This window comes from Bradyrhizobium sp. 153, assembly GCF_023073835.1.
In the GTDB taxonomy this organism is placed as follows: Bacteria; Pseudomonadota; Alphaproteobacteria; order Rhizobiales; family Xanthobacteraceae; genus Bradyrhizobium.
The window spans coordinates 37,026-57,491 of sequence record NZ_JADPKH010000006.1 but is presented as its reverse complement, the minus strand read 5'-3'; the positions used below and the strand labels follow the sequence as shown (position 1 = coordinate 57,491).

Here is a 20,466-nt window from a genome sequence, read left to right as displayed (position 1 = left end):
ACGGCCATGAACTATCTTCGTACCGCAATGCTGCTCGCAGGCCTCACTGCCCTGTTCATGGGCGTGGGGTATCTGATCGGCGGTGCCTCGGGCGCCATGATCGCGCTCGTCATTGCCGCCGCGACCAATCTCTTCACCTACTGGAACTCTGACCGCATGGTGCTCTCGATGTACGGCGCCCATGAGGTCGACCGTGCCAGCGCGCCGGAGTTGGTCGGCCTCGTCGCCGAGCTTGCGGGCCGCGCCGGCCTGCCGATGCCGCGCGTGTTCCTGATGGACGAGGCTCAGCCCAACGCGTTCGCGACCGGCCGCAACCCGGAGAACGCCGCGGTGGCCGTCACCACCGGCCTGGTGAACCAGCTCAGCCGCGAGGAGCTCGCCGGCGTGATCGCGCACGAGCTGGCGCATATCAAACATCACGACACGCTTCTGATGACGATCACCGCGACGATCGCCGGCGCGATCTCTATGCTGGCGCAGTTTGGCATGTTTTTCGGCGGCAATCGCGACAACAACAACGGTCTGGGCATCGTCGGCTCGATCCTGATGATGATCCTTGCCCCGCTCGGCGCCATGCTGGTGCAGATGGCGATCAGCCGCACCCGCGAATATGCCGCCGACAATCTCGGTGCGCGCATCGTGGGACAGCCGATGTGGCTGGCGTCCGCGTTGGTGAAGATCGAGGGCGCCGCGCATCAGGTGCCGAACTTCGAGGCGGAGCGGAATCCCGCGACCGCGCACATGTTCATCATCAATCCGCTGTCGGGCCACGGCGTCGACAATCTGTTCGCCACGCATCCCTCGACCCAGAACCGCATCGCGGCGCTTCAACAGCTCGCGGCCGAACTCGGCGCGCGGTCAGCGCCGTCGCTCGGCGCTAACGAGAACTATCCGCCGCGAAGCCCGTGGGGCCGCTCCTCTTCGCGCGGTCCTTGGGGCTGATGCGGCACACCGGCTGGAAATTGCGCTCTGTTTTGTGACCTGGCGCACACAGGATCCCCGGCGCCGGTGTTAACATCCCGGCGAGACCACTTCTTCGAAAGGGGATGCGTGACCGGCCCTCTGCCGGTCACCGTCGAAGATGACCAGAGCTGCCGTACCATTGCTGATCGTCCTTTGCGTGCTTATTGGGCTGTCCACGCACATGGTCGTCAATTGCGGCGACGAGGACGATCCCGACATCTGCTCGGCCGTGATCGGCTTCTCGCCGCTGCGCGGCTCGCTGATCGCGTTCGCCTATGAGGGGCGCGGACGGATCGCGCTGCGCCATGGCGACTTCAGGCGGGCGATCGCCGATTTCGATGAGGCCATCCATCTCAATCCCAACCGCGCCTCACTCTATCGAGACCGCGCGCTGGCGCGCCGGCAGAACGGTGATCTGGAGCTTGCGATTGCGGATTATGACGAGGCGATCGCGCATGACCCCAAGCTCGCCGCGCCCTATCACCAGCGCGGTCTCGCGCTCGCCGCCAAAGGCGATCTCGACCGCGCCATCCTGAGCTACAACACGGCGGTCCGCCTCGACCCCTCGGACGCGCAGGCCCGCCTCGACCGCGGCTTTGCATTCCTCGCCCGCGGCCAGACCGACGACGCACGGGCCGATTTCGAGGCCGCGCTGGCGCTGCCGCCCGGCAAGGACGGCCGCACCCATGAGGCGGCACGTGCCAAGCTCGCCGAACTCGCCAGCGCCGAGCCGACTCGGCTCGCCGCGCCGAGAAGGTGAGCTGATTACTTCGCCTTCTTGGCTTTGGCCTTCTTCGCCTTCGCAGCCTTCTTCACCGGCTTCTCCTTCGCCGTCTTCTCCACCTTTGCCGCGGCCGGCGTGCTGGCGGCGAGGCGCATGGCGCGGGCGTAGCTGTCGGCGACGTTGTCCGCGGACATCTGGAGGCGCTTGGCGGCGGCGGTGGCCTGCTCCAGGGTGGCCTTGGCCATCATCTTGAAGCGGTCGCTGGTCTCCTTGCCCTTGGCCTTGGCGGCAAGGCCGTTGAAGCGATCCCGCCGCTGCTTGGCGCGGGTCATCAGGCCCGTATGCAGTTGTCTGGCCAGTTGCCGGATCACGACATCCAGGTCGGCGTCCGCCATGTTGTTCTATCCCCTTCGAAAACAATATCGATGCGGGCGGGACTATGCAGATCGGCCCCCACCTTGGCAATTCCCGCTGAGCCGCCATCCGCAGCTTCCGGTTTACAAAACAAAAAAGCCGCGCATTTTGCGCGGCTCTGATGTCATCTGGCGCAGGAAGCGCGACGTCAGCCTCACTTCAGCGAGGCGACCGGACCGCTTGGGGCTGCAGGGTCGGGGTCGAAGCCGAACACGCCGACCAGGTATTTGTAATAGTCCGGCAACTTTTCCTTGAGCGCCTCGCGAGACTTCGGATCGTGGAATTCGCTCTTGCCGGCCAGGAAGATGCTCGCGGTCACGGCAAAGAACTCCATGGGATTCTTCATCGCATAGGATTCCCTGGGCAGCAGGTCCTTGGACTTGGCCAGGACGTAATAGGCGATCACGCCCTTGTTGGCGTAGCCGTCCGGCAACAGCCGCGCGTGGTAGGCATGCAGGAGCTCGTGCAGCAGCACAGCCTCCTTCTCGTAACGCATCATGTCGGGCCGCAGCATGATCACGCCGAGCCCCGAATCGACCGCGAGATCGACCGCATTCGGATTGGTCCAGCGCTGCTTGTCCGGATCCCAGACCGTCAGCGTCCGGGGAGCGCTGCGCTGGATGTCCGGTGTGACCCTGCCGTAGCAGGCGGTCGCGGCACCTTCGTCGAGGCAGGCCAGCTCGCTCGCGACGATCGGAACGGTGTGGAAGAAGCGCAGCACGCGCGGCGACAGGCCGACGCCTTCGACCACGTCGATCTGGCTCTTCAGATTGCTGGTGAGCTTGTCGACATCCTTGCGGTCGCGATTCTCGGACAAATCGAACATGTAGCCGCGGTAGCTCTGGAAGCCCGGCGGCAGCGGCTGCGCTGCGTCAGTCGACGCATCGAGCGATCCGGCAATGGATGGATTGGCGAAGAGCGCGCCGACGATGGTTGCGGTCAGCAGCAACGCAATGCGCATGATGAACCCCCTGATCTCACCTCGCCCGGCAGGATAAGCCACCGTTGTTCGCGAAACGTGAGTGGGGCAAGACTAAGGCACCGATGTTGAGGCGTGCTTAATCCTTGGTTGCAGATCGCGGCGTCGGATTAGGGCGAGGTTAACCAAGCGTGGATCGGCGGCGCGCTTCGGCGTAACATCCACTCCGGGCACCAGGCCCTTACATCAGTAGCCGGAAGGAGGATGTCATGTATGCCGCCATCCGTCAGGCCAAGGCGAAAAGCGGGAGCGCTGAAGAGCTGGCGCGCCGCATCAAGGACGGCGCCGTCCCGATCATCAGCGACGTCGATGGTTTCCGCGCTTATTACGTCGTCTATGCCGGCGACGACACGGTGACCGCGATCTCGATCTTCGACAAGTTCGAACAGGCGGAGGAGGCGAACCGGCGCGCGATCGCCTGGATCGAGAAGGATCTGGCTCCGCTGCTCGCGGGACATGCGAGCGCTGCGGCCGGGCCGGTGATCGTGCATACGCTGGCGTAGGCGGCGGGGCGCGTTAGAGCTCTATCTTCAACTGGCATGCCCCGCCTTCGCGGGCGACGACAGGAGGACGTGGCGCGCGCCATTGGCCAAATGCACCCTGCGCCCCACTGCTCCCGGCTTCACAATTCCCGTGCATTCGAGAAGGCGAAACTCGACACCCGCCGCGTCGTCTCATCCAGGATCAGGGTGCGCGTGATCGGCGGCTCGGCACGCTGGGCGCAGTTTTCGCGCTCACAGAGACGGCAGTTGACGCCGATCGGCGTGCCCTCGGTCTTCTCCAGGTCGATGCCCGCAGCGTAGGTCAGGCGCGCGGCGTGACGGATCTCGCAGCCGAGGCCGATGGCGAAACGCGGTTGCGGCAGCGGGTGCGGCGCGACGGGGCGGCGCACCATCTGCGCGATCGAGAAATAGCGCGTGCCATCGGGAAGCTCGATCACCTGCTTGAGCAGGCGGTCCGGCGTGTCGAAGGTCGAGTGCACGTTCCACAAGGGGCAGGTGCCGCCGAATTTGGAGAACGGGAACGTGCCGGAGGAGAAGCGCTTCGAGACGTTGCCGGCATTGTCGACGCGCAAGAGAAAGAACGGAATGCCGCGCGCGTTGGGCCGCTGCAGAGTGGTGAGGCGGTGGCAGACCTGCTCGAAACCGGAATTGAAGCGCTGCGCCAGCACCTGGATGTCGTAATTGAGCGCCTCGGCCGCGGCGAGGAACGCCGGGTAGGGCATCATGACGGCGGCTGCAAAATAATTGCCGAGCGTGATGCGGAACAGCCGCCGCGGCGCGTCGTCGAGCGGGCCGGATCGGCCGATGATAGTCTCGAAATGCTGCGCGCATTCACCTAAGCCGAGCTGGAAGGCGAGCTGGAACGCACGGCCGGGCGGGTCGACCAGCTCGGAGATCAGGAGCTGACGGCGATGGCGATCGAACCGCCGCAGCGTCTCGCGCATCACGTCGACGGGCATGATGCGGGTCTGGATCGAATGCTTTTCGCGCAAGCGCGCGGCCAGCGCCGCGTAGAGCCCTTCGGCCGGCACGTTCAGCTCATCGCGAAGGTTTTCCGCGGCCTGCTCCAGCTCCGGGAAATAGTTGCGATTGGCCTCGATCAGTTCGCGTACGCGCTCGACCGGATTGGCCTCATAACGCGTGCCGACGTCGCGGTCGGCCATTTGCGCGGCCGCCAGCGTCTCGCCCTGGCGCGCTTCGGTATAGGCGGCATAGAGCCGTTGCAGCGCATGAGTCACGCCGGGGCAAAGCTCGGCGAGGTCGCGCAGCTCCTGCTTGGGCACGTCGATCTGGCGGAACAAGGGATCGGAGAAGATTTCGTTGAGCTCGGCGAAGAAGCGGTCCTCATCGGCAGTGGCGAGGTCGCGCAGGTCGAGGTCATAGGTCTCGGCCAGCCGCAGCAGGATCTGCGCGGTCACCGGGCGCTGGTTGCGCTCGATCAGGTTGACATAGCTCGGCGAGATCGAGAGCCCCTCGGCGATCTGGGTCTGCGACAGCCCCAATTGCTGCCGGATCCTCCGAAAGCGCGGGCCGACGAACAGTTTCTTCCCGGAGAACAGTTTCTTCCCGGAATCGACGGGCATTTCTCAGGACTCCGTAGGCATCAAGGACAGTCTTGATGACCTATAATTTACAAAATTTACAAAGTAACATGTATTACATGTTCTTATGTTACATGACATCACCAATAAGAAACAAGCCATCTATACGAAGTTTCTGTTTTCGCGTTTAGCTCCTGACACGCATTTCGCAATGCATTGTCAAGAATGTCGATGGCTCGCCATCGACCGCGAAAGGATCAGGCACATGAACTATCAGCCCCGCGGCATCAGCACCCTCCTGCGCCCGGCTTCGTATCAGAGCGAGATCGAGGCGGCTCAGGCGCTCCTTGAGACCCAGCCGACCTGGAACGGGGTGAAGGCCGAGGCCGTCGCACGCATGCGCCTGCAGAACCGTTTCAAGACCGGCCTCGATATCGCCCGCTACACCGCCGCGCTGATGCGGGCCGACATGGCCGCCTATGACGGCGACCCCACCAAGTACACCCAGTCGCTCGGCTGCTGGCACGGCTTCATCGCGCAGCAGAAGCTGATCTCGGTCAAGAAGCACTTTGGCAAGACCGATCGCACCTACCTGTATTTGTCGGGCTGGATGATCGCCGCGCTGCGCTCCGAGTTCGGCCCGCTGCCCGACCAGTCGATGCACGAGAAGACCTCGGTGCCCGCCCTGATCGAGGAGCTCTACACTTTCCTGCGCCAGGCCGACTCGCGCGAGCTCAACGATATCTTCCGCGCGCTCGACAAGGCCCGCAAGGAAGGCGACAAGGTCAGGGAGAAGGAGCTGATCGAGAAGATCGACAACTTCCAGACCCATGTCGTGCCCGTCATCGCCGACATCGACGCCGGCTTCGGCAATGCGGAGGCGACCTATCTGCTTGCCAAGAAGATGATCGAAGCGGGCGCCTGCGCGCTCCAGATCGAGAACCAGGTCTCCGACGAGAAGCAGTGCGGCCACCAGGACGGCAAGGTCACCGTGCCGCATGACGTCTTCCTCGCGAAGATCCGCGCCTGCCGCCACGCCTTCCTCGAGCTCGGCGTCGAAGACGGCGTCGTCGTGACCCGCACCGACTCGCTCGGCGCCGGCTTGACGCAGCAGATCGCCGTCAGCCACAGGCCCGGCGACATCGGCGACCAGTACAACAGCTTCCTGGATTGCGAGGAAGTGACGGCGGAGAACGCCAGGAACGGCGACGTCATCATCAACCGCAACGGCAAGATGATGCGTCCGAAGCGGCTGCCCTCCAACCTCTACCAGTTCCGCCCGGGCACCGGCGAAGACCGCTGCGTACTGGACTGTATCACCTCGCTTCAGAACGGCGCCGACCTGCTCTGGATCGAGACCGAGAAGCCGCATATCGAGCAGATCGCCAAGATGGTCGACCGCATCCGCAAGGTGGTTCCGAACGCGAAGCTGGCCTACAACAACTCGCCGTCGTTCAACTGGACCCTCAACTTCCGTTGGCAGGTCTACGATGCGATGAAGGAAGCCGGCAAGGACGTCAGCCAGTACAACCGTGCCGAGCTGATGAAGGCGGAATATGACGACACGCCGCTGGCGAAGGAAGCCGACGAGCGCATCCGCACCTTCCAGGCGGATTCGGCCAAGCGTGCCGGCATCTTCCACCATCTGATCACGTTGCCGACCTATCACACGGCGGCGCTGTCGACCGACAATCTGGCGCGGGAATACTTCGGCGAGCAGGGCATGCTCGGCTACGTCAAGAACGTCCAGCGCGCCGAGATCCGTCAGGGCATCGCCTGCGTGAAGCATCAGAACATGGCCGGCTCCGATATCGGCGACGACCACAAGGAGTACTTCGCCGGCGAAGCTGCCCTGAAGGCGGGCGGCGCCCACAACACGATGAACCAGTTCGGCTAACGCATCACGCACTTCGACAGGAGACTGACATGACCAAAGGCAGCAATTTCTGGGTGATCGGCGGCGAGTTCGGTTCGATGAACTTCCACAAGCTCGTGGAAGGCTCGGCTCAGGTCAAAGGTCCGTTCAAGACCCGCAAGGAAGCCGAAGACTGCTGGCGCGAGGTGTCGGAAGAGAGCCGCTACAAGGCCGGCGTCCGCTTCTCCATCGTGGAGGAGCCTTCGCGGGTCTCGGCCTAAGGATTCCGGCTGCCGATCTAACTAAGAAGACGTCCAAGGACGGATGGTCCCATCCAGGCCTTAGCCTGGGTGGGATCGTCTGTTTTTGGCACAGGTGAAACGTCTGTGGGCGCCGTAAGTATCTGGAATTGTGGACCCTTTGCGGGCGCTGTGGTTGCTGATAGGTTAATTCCCGTGTTTGAGGACGAGGCCGACAATGTCAGAGCCCGAAACCAGCGGGATTCATCCCAGCCAGCCGCGCCCGGTGCGGCTGCGCGATGCACTGTTGCGCGCCCGGATCGAGGCCGCCGACCGGACCGGCGTGGTCGTCGACCTCAGAGATGCCGAGGTGGCCCGGCTGGAGATCCTCAACGACGCGCTCGATCCTCTGTTCGCGCAGGTGCCGGAGCAGATCGAGCTGTTCGACCGTGGCATCAGCCAGGGCGATACGCCGAGGCTCTGGATCGACGTCGTCGCCCACATCTTGATGGGGCGTGACAAGCGGATGTACCGCTTCGTCCAGGACACCCGCTTCGGCCGCATCGTGCTCGCCGAATCGCACGACACCGCCGTTATCGTCGAGGCCGTCACCGACTATGTCGCGCGCCGCATGATCGAGCGCGAGCGCGCGATGGTGGTGCCGCCCGAGCCGAAGCCCGCCGCCGCGCCGCCGCGCCGCTCGCGCGTGTGGCCGTTCCTGTTCGGCTTCATCCTCGGCGCCGCGGCGCTGTTCGGCCTCGCTGTGCTGGCCGCCTTGCGGAGCTGGTGAGGCTCTCTCCGTCGTCATTCCCGGGCATGCGAAGCATGAGCGCCGGAATCTACCGGGCCACAGCGCATGCGGGTGAATGGATTCTCTGATGCGCAATTGCGCATCAGAGCTCGCCTGCCGCGCGCCCCCGGAAAATGACGATGGCCTCAAATCAACCGCGCATGCTTGATCTGCCCGATCTGAAATCCAGCGCCCAGGCTCCGCACCGTCTGCTCGCAGCGCCAGCCGGAATTGTCCTTTTCGATTGTGAACAGGTTATACGCCGCCGCCGGGTAACGTCCGTGCGCGAGCGCCGAGGCGGAAGGCACGCCGAGTGCGGGAATGTTGCCGTTCGGGCCCTCGAACCACATCGTCGAATGAATGTGGTCGTGCCCGTGCAGAATCAGCTCGACGCCATGCCGTTTCAACAGTGCCAGCAGCTCGGCCGCGTCCGTCATCCGCTTCTGGCGCGCGACGGATCTCAGCGGATGGTGCACCAGCAGCACGCGGAAGACGTCTTCCGCCGCGAGCCGCTCGAGCACCTCTGCGAGGGCCGCGAGCTGATCGCGCCCGAGCGTGCCCGTCGCCATCAGCGGCAGGGTCGGCACCGCCGTGGACAGGCTGATCAGCGCGAGCGGCCCGCGCCGGCGCACGGCGGGGAAGGCTGCGGTATCGGGCGTATCCGCGGCGATGTAGTGCAGGAACGTCTCGCCGAAGCGATGGCGCGTCGCGCTGACATAGGCGTCGTGATTGCCGGGAATCGCGGTGACGCGGTCGGGCGGACCGACGCTTTCGAGCCAGGCCAGGGCCGGCGCGAACTCGGCTTCCAGCGCGAGGTTGACGAGATCGCCCGTCACGGCGATGTGGTCGGGCGCCTGGGCCTTCATATCGGCGACCAGCGCGTCGAGCACCTCGCGGCGCTGGTATTTGTGCCGGTTGCGCGTCCAGTTGATGTAGCCGAGCGCGCGCTTGCCCGCGAGCTCGATCAGCCGCGGCTTCGGCAGTGGCGGCAGATGCGGGTCGGACAGATGGGCGAGCGTGAAGGGGGCCATGGCGCGCGATTGCCTCGCTATTGCTCCGCTGTAATGGCAAGGTCGCAGCCAGCGCGCAAGCGCGGCTCGAAACGGGGCGTCAAGAAGGCCTGATGCGAGAACGTCTGAACAGCATTCGACGACAATGCGAGCCGCTGCTGCGGCGTCTCTTCCATGCCTATTTCCTGCTGGTCCGCGGCATGACGCTCGGCGTCCGCGCCGTGGTGCTGGACGCCGAGAATCGGGTGTTTCTGGTCAGGCACAGCTACGTCACCGGATGGTACCTGCCCGGCGGCGGCGTCGACTTCGGCGAGACCATGGCGCAGGCGCTGCGGCGCGAACTCAAGGAGGAGGGCGACATTGATCTCACCGGGGACGCCATGCTGCACGGCATCTTCCTCAACAGCCACGTCTCCCGCCGCGACCACGTCGCCGTCTACGTCGTCAGGCAGTTCAGCCAGGACCGCCTGCCCGGACCGAACCGCGAGATCGTCGAATGCGGGTTCTTCGCGATCACGGCGCTGCCCGAGGGGACCACGCCCGGCACACGGCTGCGGATCGCCGAAGTGCTGGACGGCAAGCCGCTGATTGCGACGTGGCGATGAGGGCGGCCCGTGCTGGTGCGTGAGGGTTGTCGTTCAACAGTGCAAACCGGCGAATCAGAACACCTCTCCCGTCGGCGCTGAAAAAGGAACTGAGCATCTTTGCTGCCCGATGGACCGCGCTGCGTTCAGGTGCTATCCCGCGCGCTGACATGAGCGATCTCTCACTCACCATCCTTCCCGAGGCCGCCGGCGACGCTCAGGCGATCGAACGGCTGCACGAACGCACCTTCGGCCCCGGCCGCTTCGTGCTCAGCGCCTACCGCATCCGCGAGCATGTCGACCATCTGCTCGAATTGTCCTTCACCGCGCGCGTTGGGACGCTGCTGGTCGGCTCGGTCAGGCAGTTGCCGATCCTGATCGGCGACACGCCGGCGCTGCTGCTGGGGCCGCTCACCGTGGAGCCGCCGTTCCGCGACCGCGGCATCGGCCGTCTCCTGATGGAGCGCGCGCTGAAGGACGCCAAGGAAAAAGGCCACGCCATCGTGCTCCTGGTCGGCGACGAAGCCTATTACAGCCGCGTCGGCTTCAAGCCGGTCGCAAAGGGCCGCGTCACCATGCCGGGTCCGGTTGACCCCGCCCGCATTCTGGTGTTCGAGCTCGTCGACGGCGCTTTCGAAGGCGTATCCGGGCGGGTTGCGCCGGACTGGAGCAAGGCGCGCGGGTAGGTGCTACGACGCTGTGAATGGGAAGCGCAGCGGCAGTGCCCATACTCTGTCATTGCGACGGCGTGAACCAGCCGGGCGAGGCCAGCCGGGGCCGCTGTGGGCCCCGACTGTATGAGCTTAGAACTTGAAGTTCGCGAATGCCCGCACGCCAATGCCGGGCATCAGCACCTCGTCCTTGGTGTAGGAAACCGAGTTGCGGATGTTCTCGTTGAGGAGATTGTTGCCGACGATGCCGGCCATCATTTCGCGCGCGCCGAACCAGTTGCGGTCGAGCTTGGTCTTGTAGCTGACCTCGGCTTTCAGCAAATTGTAGCCCGCTGTCGGCGTCTCCGCGATCACCGCGACGTTGTTCTGCGCGAAGGCGTGCAGCAGGTTGACGCGCATCAGCCAGTTGTCGTCGCGCCAGAATACGCCGCCGCCCATTCTGAGCGGCGGAATCCGCGGCACGTTGGTGCCGTCGCTGAAGGTGGCGCGGACGAAGTCGAGCTGGTTCTCGATGCCCCAGATGCCGCCCTGGAAGGCGCCGACGTCGAGCTGCGACTGGAATTCGCCACCGCGGAAATTGGCATTGCGTTGCGAATAGACCGCCTGGTTCAGCTCGCCATCTGGTCCCCCGCAGGACGCAAAGTCGTCATCGCAGGACACGCCGGTGAGGCGGCGATAGATGAAATTGTCGAAATGCGTGTAGTAGACCGTCGCCTCGAACCGGAACGGCCCCGTCGCCCTGCGCACGCCGACCTCGATCGATTTCGCGGTCTCGATGGTGAGGTTCGGATTACCGATGTCGAACGTCGCGGTCGCGTCATGGCCGCCGCGTGAAAACAGCTCGGCAGCCTTCGGCGCGCGCTCGACATATTGCGCGGTGAGGCTGCCGACCATGCCACCCGGCAGGTCCTGCAGCAGACCGATGCTGCCGCTCTTCGGCGTGAAGGACGGATTGCGCGCGATCGCCGTCTGCGGCGTGCCGTCGGGCAGGTAATCGGCGGGGAAATCAGGCGTCGTGCCGTGCAGCTCGACATGCTCGATGCGACCGGCGATCTGTGCCCGCGTCGCCTCCGTGAACTTGAACTCGTTGAAGGCGTAACCAGCAACGCGCGTGCTGTTGTTCGGGTCCCACAGGCCGTTGAACAGCGTGCCGGGATTGTCGGGGCTCGGCGCACTCAATTCCTGATGTCCGACCTGGAAGCCGAGCGCCGTCGTCACCTCGGCGAAGCGGGCATTGAACGGCATCAGCTGCACCTCGGTGCGGATCTCCTGCTCCTTGTTGGTGAAGGTCTGGCGCACGCCGTCGCTGTTGGGGTTGCCGGGATCGGCAAGGCCGATCTCGTTGTGCCGGTAGTCGGTCGCGCCGGCCCAGAAGCGGACCGCGTCGATCGCGGCCGCGTCGGGGTGGTACTCGCCTTTGACGTTGATCTTGGTCTGATGTGCGTCGATCCGCGTGTTGTGGTCGGCGCCGTCGATGCCGGGGATGTGGTAGAGCGAGTCGTTCTGCGTGATCGATGCGCCGATATAGCCGCCCTGGAAGAAGTAGGAGCCGCCGATCGAGGCGCCGTCCGAGCGCGTCGCCGAGTTGGGCTGACGGCCGTTCACCGGGCGCGACTGGTCGGTCAGATAGGGATAGCTCGGGATATAGTAGTCGGAGGTCGTGCGGCCATAGGCGTCGGCATGGAATGCAAAATTGCCGCCGCCCGTGTCGAGCAGCACGCCGCTCTCGACGCCGCGATCGACCGAGCTGAACGCGGTGCGCGTCTCGGCGGTGACGCAAGGAGCGGTCGCGGCGCTCGCGAGCGGGGCCTTGGCCGGCATGCCATAGCTCTGGAATGAGGGCGCGCACGCAGGCATCGCGTCCGGAATCCGGTTGTTGGTGGCGCTGACGACGCCGCCGATCGAGGTCGAGCCGTAGCGCAGCGCCGCCGGCCCGCGCACCACTTCGATCTGGTTGGTGGCGAGCGGATCGACCGGGACGAAATGGTCCTCACCGAGATCGGAGGCGCCGCCGGCATTGGTGCCGTTCTCGACGATGCCGACGCGGTTGACATCGAGACCCCTGATGATCGGCCGGCTGGAGGCGCCGGGTGCGAAGCTCGAGCCGGTGATGCCGGGCTTGGAGAACAGGAGATCGCCGAGCTGGCCGCCGCCCTCGCGGCGGATCTCCTCGTTCGGCACCACGGTGACGGTAGCGAACTGGTTGGTCACAACAGGCAGCACGCCCTGCTGCGGCGCGGCGGGCGCGGACGCCGCGGGCGTCGCTTCCGCCGTTTGTTGGCGGCTGCGCACTCGCGCGGTCCGCGTGCCGCGGCCTGCGGTGCGGGAAGGCACCACCGCTCTGCGCACGATCGGGCTCGGCGCCGTCACGGTGACGGCGGGAATCTCGGTCGACGACTTGTCCTCGGCCGACTGGGCCAAGGCTGGTGTGGCGGCGGCCCCGAGCAGGAGCAGGCTTGCTCCGCCAAGACGCTGCGCGCGTCGCGATTGAAATGACATGGTCCTGATTCCACTCAGGCGCCGTCCGCATGATTGTATTGTCTGCTGATCGGAGGCGGCCTGCCGTCGCGGTGCGACGGAATTCGACTTCAACTTCTCCCCAGGCATTCGCCGACATTTAGCGAGGCTGGGCGTGATCAAGCGTTGGAGGTCAGGACGCGGGAGGGGCGCGGGGCTGGAATGCCGTGCCGGCGGATTTCAGATGGATGAATTCGGCGCCGGTGGTGCGGTGGAGCAGTTCGATCGCTTGCGGCAGCAGCAGCACGGGCGACGTCGCGAACACAATTGTGCCCGCCATCGCGACGACGGCGCAGATCGCGCAATTGTCCTCGCCCGGATGCTCGCGGTCGGGACCGGCCGGCGATTGCGTCTGGACTGCGGCGCGGCCCATCGCAGCAGCGCCCTTGGCGCTGTCCTTGGCGCCGTCGGTCTGCTGGAGCGAGGATTGGGCGAGGGGCGCGGCCCGCGCGAACCAGTGGCTGTGGCCGAACGTCAGCGCGAACTGCACCAGCATCGCGAACAACGCGAGCCGGGCAGCATGCCTCACATTCGACCGAAACCATTTCATCCGAAAACGCCCCACACCGCGCGGCCAATCCCCTGCCATCGCGGCGTTACAATGTAACATCGCCCGATCGGACGGTGGATGTCAACGCCGGCCGGATCGGCGCACGCAGGGCCGCGAGCCGATGTGTCGTTCCGGCAACTAGAGTGGGATGGAATTTTAGTTGAACTGCGCGCCCAGAACTCGAAGCACCTCTCCCCGCGGGGGAGAGGTGAACCCCGAACACCAACCGAGCCTAATTTTTTCGCGCTCCAGGAGATCAGCGCCCTTCGCGGACCCAGGTCGCGGCGAAGGCGCCGAGCAGCAGCAGCAGGCCGATCACCCCGGCGAAGATCGGCAGCACACCGACGCCTTTGACGACGCTGGCGTCGCGCATCCGCACGCCCATCCAATTGTCGCCGTGGAAGACGCTCGCAGAGCGCACCGGCAGGATGCGCGGCAGCTCGACGCTGGTGCCGTCGACCACGCGCACGGCGTTGCCGCCGGTCGCCTGCGTGAGCGGCTTCAGGGTTTCGGCGGTGGAGGTGACTTCCGAAAACTCCTTCGGATTGGTCGGGCCGACATTGATCAGCGCCTTCAGCGTGCCGTCGGTGGCCTGCCACAGGCCGAGCTCGTTCGCGGGCAGGCTGGCGCGCCACTCGCCGGGATCGCCAGGGCTGAGCGTCAGGTCGTGCGACACGCCCGACGGCGAGGTTACGTTCACCGGCTGGACGCTGTCTGACATGGTCTGGCGCACCACGACGAGATCCTTGCCCTGCACCTGAAGGCGCAGCGCTTCTTCGTCGAGATCCGGCTGCTTCATCAGCCAGTGCGACATCCGCCTGAGCAGGTCGAGATGCGGGCCGCCGCCCTCATAGCCGCGCGCCCACAGCCAGATGTGATCGGACAGCAGCAGCGCGACGCGGCCCTCGCCGAAACGCGACAGGAACAACAGCGGCTTGCCATCGACGCCGGTCATGACCGGCGGGTTGATCGCATTGCGGGTGTCGACGGTGCGGAAGAATCGGCTCCAGCGTGGCGGCTCGCTGGCGGAGCCCTCCAGCCCGCGTGTGACCGGATGGCGTTTGCCGATGTCAGACAGGTGCGCATAGAACGGCTTTTCCGTCACGCCGACCGGCTCGGCCGGCAGCACCGAATCCAGCGGCGTGCGCCAGATGCTGGTGTTGGAGGCGTAGTCAGGGCCGGCCGAGACCAGCACCGCGCCGCCCGAGCGGACATAACGTGCGATGTTGTCGAAATAGGCGATCGGCAGCACGCCCTGGCGAGCGTAGCGGTCGAAGATGATCAACTGGAATTCGTTGATCTTCTGCTGGAACAGCTCGCGGGTCGGAAACGCGATCAGCGACAATTCGTTGATCGGCGTGCCGTCCTGCTTCTCCGGTGGACGCAGGATGGTGAAATGCACGAGATCGACGCTGGCGTCGGACTTGAGCAGATTGCGCCAGGTGCGTTCGCCGGAATGCGGCTCGCCCGAGACCAAGAGCACGCGCAGCTTGTCGCGTACGCCGTCGATGGCGACAACCGCGCGGTTGTTCACCGGCGTCAGTTCGCGTTCGAGGGGCGAAGCCTCGATCTCGACGATGTTCGGGCCGGCATGCTTGATGTCGACGTCGACGCTTGCGGCCTGGCCGCTCGATAGCGTGCGCTCGTTGATGACCTCGCCGTCTCTGCGGACCGTGACCTTGGCGCGCTCGCCGGTGACGCCCTGGTCGTCGAGGCGGTAGCTGATGGTCTGGGTCTGCCCGACGATGCCGAAGCGCGGCGCCGCCGTGATTGCGATGCGGCGGTCGCGCTCGTCCTTCTGCCCGGTCACCAGCGCATGCACCGGCGCCTGGAAGCCGAGCGCGGTTGCGTTCGCCGGAATGTCATGGACCCGGCCGTCGGTGATCAGGAACGCGCCGGCGACGCGGTCGACCGGCACGTCCGACAAGGCCGAGGCGAGGGCGCCGAACAGTTTCGTGCCGTCGGTCTCGCCGTCGGCCTGTCCGGCATCGACGACGCGGACTTCGAGGCCCTTGATCTTCTTCAGGCTGTCGACCAGCGCCTCCTGCGCCTGCGCGGCCTCGCGATTGCGGTTGCCGAAATTCTGGCTCGGACTCTTGTCAACGACAACCGCGGCGACCGAGGTGAGGGGATCGCGATCCTCCCGGGTGAAGGAGGGATTGGCGAGCGCCAGCAGGAACAGCGCCAACGCGGCGACGCGCACGGCCGCCCCCCGCGCGCGCGCCAGCAGCAGCACCAGCGCGACCACGACGATCGCGGCCAGGGCGAGCCAGAGAACGATCGCGGGAACGAGCGGCGTGAACGCGATGCCGTAATTCATATCGATCCTATTGCCCCAGCCGTTCGATCAGCGCCGGTGCGTGCACCTGGTCGGCCTTGTAGTTGCCGGTCAGGGTGTACATCACGATGTTGGCGCCGGCGCGGTAGGCGAATTCGCGCTGGCGGGTGTCGCCGCCAGTCACTGGCAGCATGGCCTGGCCGTCGGGCCGCACCGCCCAGGCACCGGCAAGGTCGTTCGAGGTGATGATGATCGGCGAGACGCCGTCGCCGCCGCGCGCCGGACGCTGCGCGCTGTCCTCGTCCTCATCGCGCGGCAGGGTCTCGACCCAGGTCTGGCCGGTGACGAAGCGGCCGGGGAAGTCGCGCAGCAGGTAGAAGGTCTTGGTCAGCACGTGCTCGCGCGGCACCGGCTCGAGCTCGGGCACGTCGAGCGAGGACAGGATCTCGCGCAGCGTCTGCATGGCCGGGGTCTGCGCGGCACCGTTCGCGCCGGGCGGTGCTTCGATCGCATCGCGGGTGTCGAACAGCACGGTGCCGCCCTGCTTCATGTAGGCGTCGATCTTGTTGATGGCATCCTGCGGCGGCTTGGGCGCACCGGGCACGATCGGCCAGTAGATCAGCGGAAAGAAGGCGAGCTCGTCGCGCGCGGGATTGACGCCGACGGGATCGCCGGCCTCAAGCGCAGTGCGCTGCGCCAGGAACAGCGTCAGCCCGTTCATCCCCGCCTTGACGATGGAATCGACGTCGGCATTGCCTGTCACGACATAGGCGAGGCGGGTCTGCGACACCGCCTTCATCGCGAACTCGTCCGTGATGCCGTCGGCGCGCGAGGGCGCCGGCGAGAGCGACGCGAGGCCTGCAAGCACGATACCGAGCACGATCATCGCTGGCGCGGCGCGGCGGCGCAGCAGCGCGGCGATGCCGCCGCCGAGCAGAGCGACGATGACCGCGTCGATCAGGAACAGCGCAAGCGCCGTCGACAGCAGCCAGCCGCGCAAATCGCGCGGCTCGGCGTTGGTGTAGGTGGCGTGCCGGGCGCGCAGGCTCGCGGTGTTCAGGGCGGCGATACGGTCGGAGGCGGCAAGCGTGTTCACGGCGAGCGGTCCTTCGGCCGGACCATAGAAGCCCGGCGGATGATCGGGTGTGGCGCGGTCGCGATAATCCGCGGGCAGCGGTTTTGCGGTGGCCGGCGGCGGGCCGAAGGCGCCGAAGCCGTCGAGGATGTGCAGCGGCGCCACCGTCTCGGCGGTGGTCTCGGCTGCGACCCCGGCGCCGGGCTTGGCGGTGTAGCCGGACATGTCGACGACACGCCGCAGCATTTCGACGAAAGTGCCTGACATCGGCAGATCCGACCAGCGCATGTCGGCGCTGACGTGGAACAGGCTGACGAGGCCCTTGCCGCGATGCTCGCCGGTCACCAGCGGCGTGCCGTCCTCCAGCGAAGCCCAGCTCTTGGTGGCGAGCACCGCGTCGGGCTCGGCTAACACCTGGCGGCTCACGGTGACGTCCTTGGGGACCACGACGCCAGCAAACGGCCCGTCGGCGGCGAAGGAGGCGAGATGCTGCGGCTTCTCCCAGGTCAGGGTGCCGCCGAGCGTGCGGCCGCCCTTGCGCAGCTTGACCGGCACGAGATCGTCTTCGGCCTGCGCCAGGCGGGGGCCCGCGAACCGCACCAGCACGCCGCCCTGGTCGATCCAGGCGTTGAGGCGCTCCCGCAGCTCGGGCGCGATGGTGCCGACATCGGCCAGGATGATCATCGGCAGCTTCTGGTCGAGGAATTGGGTGATGCCCTGCTGCGGCGAGCCCCTGTCGGCGAGCCGCACGTCTGCGAACGGCGCCAGCGCGCGGGTGAGGTAGAAGGTCGGCGCCAGCAGCGGCTGCGCGGTTTCGCTGGTCGAACCCGAGACGATGCCGATGGCGCGGCGGCGCCAGCGCTTGTCGAGCAGCTGCACTGCGCCGGCGGAGCGCTCGCCGGATATTTCGAGCCGCGTGATGTCGTTGCGCAGCTCGACCGGCAGATCGAACGCTGCGTCGGTTTCCTTGTCCTGCGGGCCGAACGAATAACGGGCTTCTCCGATCGGCGAGGCCTTCTGGTCCAGCGCGCGCACGGTGCCGACGGCAATGCCACTGTCGGTGCGCAGCACCTTCACGGTCATCCTGGCAGCGGCGTTCTCGGCCGCGACCAGCGCCAGCGGCGCAGAGGTACCGCCTTCGAACACAGTCAGGTTGCGATCGCCGACAGTCTTGCCGAGGCCGGCCACGAATTCTTCGCCGCGGCCGGTGTCGACGCCGTCAGACAACCACGCGACCTCGCAGTCGCCGGTCGTTTTCAGGAAACGGTCGATTGCCGCCAGGGTCTCGACGCGATCGATCGAATAAGGCTTCGGGGCGAGCTGGCGCAGCGCCACGCGCGCCGCACCCGCCGGCATCAGGGTGATGTCGCGGTTCGGCTCCGACAGCGGCACCAGCGCGATAGCGCGGCGATCGTTGTCGGCGTTGGCGATCAGCTCATCGGCGGCCCTGATCCTGATGTCCCAGTGCGACGCCGCGCTCCAGCCATCGTCGAACATGATCATCAGCGGCGCCTTGCTGCCGGCGGCGCCCGTTTGCGGATTCCAGATCGGGCCGGCGGCGGCGAAAATGACGAGCGCCGCAGCTAGGAGCCGCAACGCAGTCAGCCACCATGGCGTCCGCGAGGGCGTCTCTTCGCGCGGCGCGATGTCGAACAACAGCCGCGTCGGCGGAAATTCGATCCGCCGCGGCCGCGGCGGCATCACCCGCAGCAGCCACCACAGCACGGGCAGGCTGACGAGGCCGATCAGGAGCAGCGGTTCGGTGAAGGCGAGCGGCAATCCTATCATGCGGCCGGCCCCGCCTTGATCGTCGCGATGCGGGCGCCCGACTTGCTCACCTGCATGCCGGCATGCAGGAACAGCAGCAGTTCGGCGGCCGAGCGGTCGGTCGCGTGCGTGGTGAACAGCCAGTCGAGCTTGTTGGTCTCGGCGCGGATCTGGTCGCGGTGCAGCGCGAGCCGCGCGGTGTAATCCTGTGCCCAGCTCTCGGCGCGGCCGGCGGTGATCACGCCGAAGCCTTCCGGCTCGACGAACTCGACGCGGCCGGAGTACGGAAACGACTCTTCGGCGGGATCGACGATCTGCACCAGGGTGCCATGCGCGCCGGAGCCGGACAGCCCTGTGAGCGTCGTCCTGATCTCGGAGATCGGAGACCAGAAATCCGACAGCACGATCGTCTCGGCGAGCGCCGACGGCACGAAGGACGGCGGCAGGCTGAGGCGTTCGGCGTCGTCATGCAGCATCGCTTGCGCCATCTTGTCGATCACGCTGCGGCTCGCGGTCGGCGCCATCAGTCCGGGAATGCCGACGCGTTCGCCGCCGGAGACGAGCAGCTCGGCCAGGGCGAAGGCGACGATCAGCGTGCGTTCGAGCTTGGACTCGCGCGCGGTCTTCGACGCGAAGGCCATCGAGGGCGAGCGGTCGGGCCAGATCCAAACCGTGTGCGCGGCTTCCCATTCCTGCTCGCGGACGTAAAGATGGTCGTCACGCGCCGAGCGGCGCCAGTCGACGTTCTGCGACGGCTCGCCCGAGACGAAGCGGCGGTATTGCCAGAAGCTTTCGCCGGAGCCGGCACGCCGTCGGCCGTGCAGGCCGTGGATGACGTTGGCGGCGATACGGCGGGCCTCGAGCACCAGGCGCGGCAGCGAAGCGGCGAGCGTACGGCTTTCGCCATCGGCACGTCGGATCGCGATGATCTCCCTCGCTGTGTGCCCGTTCTCTGCCGCCATCAACCAATCCGTGTCTTCAATTGCCGGATCACGTCCGGAATCGTGCGGCCTTCGGCGCGCGCCTGGAAGGTCAGCGCCATGCGGTGCTTCAGCACGGGCTCGGCGAGGTCGAGCACGTCATCGATCGAAGGCGCGAGACGGCCGTCGATCAGCGCACGCGCGCGCACGGCCAGCATCAGCGATTGGCTGGCGCGCGGGCCGGGGCCCCAGGCGATGAACTTGCCGGCTTCGCCGCTCTCCACGCCCGGACGGGCCGAACGCACCAGCGACAGGATCGCCTCCACCACAGAATCGCCGACCGGCAGGCGCCGGATCAGCCGCTGCGCGACGATCAGCGCATCGGCGCTCATCGAGCCCCTGGCCAGCGTCTCCTCGGCGCCGGTGGTCTCGAACAGGATGCGGCGCTCGGCATCGCGATCGGGATAGTCGACGTCGATCTCCATCAGGAAGCGGTCGAGCTGCGCCTCGGGCAGCGGATAGGTGCCTTCCTGCTCCAGCGGGTTTTGCGTGGCGAGCACGTGGAAGGGCTTGGGCAGGTCATGGCGCGCACCCGCAACCGTGATGTGCTGCTCCTGCATCGCCTGCAGCAGCGCCGACTGCGTGCGCGGGCTGGCGCGGTTGATCTCGTCGGCCATCAGCAGCTGCGCGAACACCGGACCCGCAATAAAGCGGAAGGCCCGCTTGCCCGCGGTGCTCTCATCTAACACCTCGGCGCCGAGAATGTCCGACGGCATCAAATCGGGCGTGAACTGGATGCGCTTGGCGTCCAGGCCCAGCGTGACGCCGAGCGTCTCGACCAGCTTGGTCTTGGCGAGACCGGGCACGCCGATCAGCAGCGCATGACCGCCGGAGAGGATCGTAACCAGCGTGTTCTCGATCACGCGATCCTGGCCGAAGATGACCGACGCGATCGCCTCCTTCGCCGCGCGAATCTGGCTAGATACCTGCTCGGCCGAACGGACGATTCCGTCTTCGAGTTTCTCGACACTTTCCGCCATTCGCTCGCTCCTTCAGCCTGTCACGCGGCTTGCCTGCGTCGTCACC

The 20,466-nt window shown here is 66.2% G+C and carries 18 protein-coding genes; 8 read left to right on the top strand and 10 right to left on the bottom strand.

Features of this window, described 5'->3' with window-relative positions:
* Nucleotides 1-6: 6 nt before the first annotated feature.
* Both htpX and IVA91_RS00970 read left to right on the top strand, forming a co-directional pair.
* The gene (gene htpX / locus IVA91_RS00975; protein WP_247279585.1) at nucleotides 7-942 is read left to right on the top strand and encodes a zinc metalloprotease HtpX; all 936 of its coding nucleotides are present in this window, start codon (nucleotides 7-9) and stop codon (nucleotides 940-942) included.
* A gap of 139 nt (nucleotides 943-1,081) precedes the next feature.
* The gene (locus tag IVA91_RS00970) at nucleotides 1,082-1,723 is read left to right on the top strand and encodes a tetratricopeptide repeat protein (RefSeq protein WP_247415682.1); all 642 of its coding nucleotides are present in this window, start codon (nucleotides 1,082-1,084) and stop codon (nucleotides 1,721-1,723) included.
* Between the two features lie 5 nt (nucleotides 1,724-1,728).
* Here the strand turns inward: IVA91_RS00970 and IVA91_RS00965 are convergent, their stop codons facing one another.
* Together IVA91_RS00965 and IVA91_RS00960 are read right to left on the bottom strand one after the other, a co-directional pair.
* Nucleotides 1,729-2,082, bottom strand: coding sequence for a hypothetical protein (locus IVA91_RS00965; RefSeq protein ID WP_247279587.1), 354 nt, complete (start codon nucleotides 2,080-2,082; stop codon nucleotides 1,729-1,731).
* A 173-nt stretch (nucleotides 2,083-2,255) separates the two neighbouring features.
* Nucleotides 2,256-3,062 carry a hypothetical protein gene (locus IVA91_RS00960; protein ID WP_247279588.1) on the bottom strand — a complete coding sequence of 269 codons (807 nt, stop codon included), beginning with the start codon at nucleotides 3,060-3,062 and terminating at the stop codon, nucleotides 2,256-2,258.
* Between the two features lie 227 nt (nucleotides 3,063-3,289).
* Between IVA91_RS00960 and IVA91_RS00955 the strand changes: the two genes are divergently transcribed.
* A complete protein-coding gene (locus IVA91_RS00955; RefSeq protein WP_247279589.1) occupies nucleotides 3,290-3,583 on the top strand; it encodes an antibiotic biosynthesis monooxygenase in 294 nt (97 codons plus the stop codon).
* A gap of 119 nt (nucleotides 3,584-3,702) precedes the next feature.
* Here IVA91_RS00955 and IVA91_RS00950 read toward each other — a convergent pair whose 3' ends face one another.
* Nucleotides 3,703-5,166: a short-chain fatty acyl-CoA regulator family protein gene (locus IVA91_RS00950; RefSeq protein WP_247279590.1), complete on the bottom strand. Its 1,464-nt coding sequence runs from the start codon at nucleotides 5,164-5,166 to the stop codon at nucleotides 3,703-3,705.
* Nucleotides 5,167-5,389: 223 nt separating this feature from the next.
* On the opposite strand from IVA91_RS00950, the gene IVA91_RS00945 reads away from it, so the two are divergent.
* The 3 genes from IVA91_RS00945 to IVA91_RS00935 all read left to right on the top strand — a co-directional run bounded on the left by IVA91_RS00945 (nucleotide 5,390) and on the right by IVA91_RS00935 (nucleotide 8,008).
* Nucleotides 5,390-7,021 carry an isocitrate lyase gene (locus IVA91_RS00945; RefSeq protein ID WP_247279591.1) on the top strand — a complete coding sequence of 544 codons (1,632 nt, stop codon included), beginning with the start codon at nucleotides 5,390-5,392 and terminating at the stop codon, nucleotides 7,019-7,021.
* A gap of 29 nt (nucleotides 7,022-7,050) precedes the next feature.
* Nucleotides 7,051-7,260 carry a hypothetical protein gene (locus IVA91_RS00940; protein WP_247279592.1) on the top strand — a complete coding sequence of 70 codons (210 nt, stop codon included), beginning with the start codon at nucleotides 7,051-7,053 and terminating at the stop codon, nucleotides 7,258-7,260.
* A 196-nt stretch (nucleotides 7,261-7,456) separates the two neighbouring features.
* Nucleotides 7,457-8,008: a hypothetical protein gene (locus tag IVA91_RS00935; RefSeq protein WP_247279593.1), complete on the top strand. Its 552-nt coding sequence runs from the start codon at nucleotides 7,457-7,459 to the stop codon at nucleotides 8,006-8,008.
* Nucleotides 8,009-8,154: 146 nt separating this feature from the next.
* Here IVA91_RS00935 and IVA91_RS00930 read toward each other — a convergent pair whose 3' ends face one another.
* On the bottom strand, nucleotides 8,155-9,039 hold the full coding sequence (locus tag IVA91_RS00930; protein ID WP_247279594.1) for a metallophosphoesterase: 885 nt from the start codon (nucleotides 9,037-9,039) through the stop codon (nucleotides 8,155-8,157).
* 92 nt (nucleotides 9,040-9,131) lie between these two features.
* Between IVA91_RS00930 and IVA91_RS00925 the strand changes: the two genes are divergently transcribed.
* On the top strand, nucleotides 9,132-9,623 hold the full coding sequence (locus tag IVA91_RS00925; RefSeq protein ID WP_247279595.1) for an NUDIX domain-containing protein: 492 nt from the start codon (nucleotides 9,132-9,134) through the stop codon (nucleotides 9,621-9,623).
* 149 nt (nucleotides 9,624-9,772) lie between these two features.
* Nucleotides 9,773-10,288: an N-acetyltransferase gene (locus IVA91_RS00920; protein WP_247279596.1), complete on the top strand. Its 516-nt coding sequence runs from the start codon at nucleotides 9,773-9,775 to the stop codon at nucleotides 10,286-10,288.
* Between the two features lie 117 nt (nucleotides 10,289-10,405).
* Here the strand turns inward: IVA91_RS00920 and IVA91_RS00915 are convergent, their stop codons facing one another.
* From IVA91_RS00915 to IVA91_RS00890, 6 genes are all read right to left on the bottom strand, one after another.
* On the bottom strand, nucleotides 10,406-12,772 hold the full coding sequence (locus IVA91_RS00915) for a TonB-dependent receptor (protein ID WP_247279597.1): 2,367 nt from the start codon (nucleotides 12,770-12,772) through the stop codon (nucleotides 10,406-10,408).
* A 151-nt stretch (nucleotides 12,773-12,923) separates the two neighbouring features.
* Nucleotides 12,924-13,340: a DUF2946 family protein gene (locus IVA91_RS00910; protein ID WP_247279598.1), complete on the bottom strand. Its 417-nt coding sequence runs from the start codon at nucleotides 13,338-13,340 to the stop codon at nucleotides 12,924-12,926.
* 256 nt (nucleotides 13,341-13,596) lie between these two features.
* Nucleotides 13,597-15,660: a hypothetical protein gene (locus IVA91_RS00905; RefSeq protein WP_247450112.1), complete on the bottom strand. Its 2,064-nt coding sequence runs from the start codon at nucleotides 15,658-15,660 to the stop codon at nucleotides 13,597-13,599.
* 7 nt (nucleotides 15,661-15,667) lie between these two features.
* Nucleotides 15,668-18,481: a DUF4159 domain-containing protein gene (locus tag IVA91_RS00900; protein ID WP_247279600.1), complete on the bottom strand. Its 2,814-nt coding sequence runs from the start codon at nucleotides 18,479-18,481 to the stop codon at nucleotides 15,668-15,670.
* A complete protein-coding gene (locus tag IVA91_RS00895; RefSeq protein ID WP_247279601.1) occupies nucleotides 18,478-19,422 on the bottom strand; it encodes a DUF58 domain-containing protein in 945 nt (314 codons plus the stop codon). Before IVA91_RS00895 ends, IVA91_RS00900 begins: the two co-directional genes overlap by 4 nt.
* Nucleotides 19,422-20,420, bottom strand: coding sequence for a MoxR family ATPase (locus IVA91_RS00890; RefSeq protein WP_247279602.1), 999 nt, complete (start codon nucleotides 20,418-20,420; stop codon nucleotides 19,422-19,424). The genes IVA91_RS00895 and IVA91_RS00890 overlap by 1 nt, the downstream gene beginning before the upstream one ends.
* Nucleotides 20,421-20,466: the final 46 nt, after the last annotated feature.

Coding starts and splice junctions, on each gene's coding strand:
- IVA91_RS00930 (WP_247279594.1), bottom strand. CDS start 9,039: ATGGCCCCCTTCACGCTCGCCCATCTGTCCGACCCGCATCTGCCGCCA.
- IVA91_RS00940 (WP_247279592.1), top strand. CDS start 7,051: ATGACCAAAGGCAGCAATTTCTGGGTGATCGGCGGCGAGTTCGGTTCG.
- IVA91_RS00895 (WP_247279601.1), bottom strand. CDS start 19,422: ATGGCGGCAGAGAACGGGCACACAGCGAGGGAGATCATCGCGATCCGA.
- IVA91_RS00960 (WP_247279588.1), bottom strand. CDS start 3,062: ATGCGCATTGCGTTGCTGCTGACCGCAACCATCGTCGGCGCGCTCTTC.
- IVA91_RS00915 (WP_247279597.1), bottom strand. CDS start 12,772: ATGTCATTTCAATCGCGACGCGCGCAGCGTCTTGGCGGAGCAAGCCTG.
- IVA91_RS00890 (WP_247279602.1), bottom strand. CDS start 20,420: ATGGCGGAAAGTGTCGAGAAACTCGAAGACGGAATCGTCCGTTCGGCC.
- IVA91_RS00970 (WP_247415682.1), top strand. CDS start 1,082: ATGACCAGAGCTGCCGTACCATTGCTGATCGTCCTTTGCGTGCTTATT.
- IVA91_RS00955 (WP_247279589.1), top strand. CDS start 3,290: ATGTATGCCGCCATCCGTCAGGCCAAGGCGAAAAGCGGGAGCGCTGAA.
- htpX (WP_247279585.1), top strand. CDS start 7: ATGAACTATCTTCGTACCGCAATGCTGCTCGCAGGCCTCACTGCCCTG.
- IVA91_RS00910 (WP_247279598.1), bottom strand. CDS start 13,340: ATGAAATGGTTTCGGTCGAATGTGAGGCATGCTGCCCGGCTCGCGTTG.
- IVA91_RS00920 (WP_247279596.1), top strand. CDS start 9,773: ATGAGCGATCTCTCACTCACCATCCTTCCCGAGGCCGCCGGCGACGCT.
- IVA91_RS00950 (WP_247279590.1), bottom strand. CDS start 5,166: ATGCCCGTCGATTCCGGGAAGAAACTGTTCTCCGGGAAGAAACTGTTC.
- IVA91_RS00935 (WP_247279593.1), top strand. CDS start 7,457: ATGTCAGAGCCCGAAACCAGCGGGATTCATCCCAGCCAGCCGCGCCCG.
- IVA91_RS00945 (WP_247279591.1), top strand. CDS start 5,390: ATGAACTATCAGCCCCGCGGCATCAGCACCCTCCTGCGCCCGGCTTCG.
- IVA91_RS00900 (WP_247279600.1), bottom strand. CDS start 18,481: ATGATAGGATTGCCGCTCGCCTTCACCGAACCGCTGCTCCTGATCGGC.
- IVA91_RS00925 (WP_247279595.1), top strand. CDS start 9,132: ATGCGAGAACGTCTGAACAGCATTCGACGACAATGCGAGCCGCTGCTG.
- IVA91_RS00905 (WP_247450112.1), bottom strand. CDS start 15,660: ATGAATTACGGCATCGCGTTCACGCCGCTCGTTCCCGCGATCGTTCTC.
- IVA91_RS00965 (WP_247279587.1), bottom strand. CDS start 2,082: ATGGCGGACGCCGACCTGGATGTCGTGATCCGGCAACTGGCCAGACAA.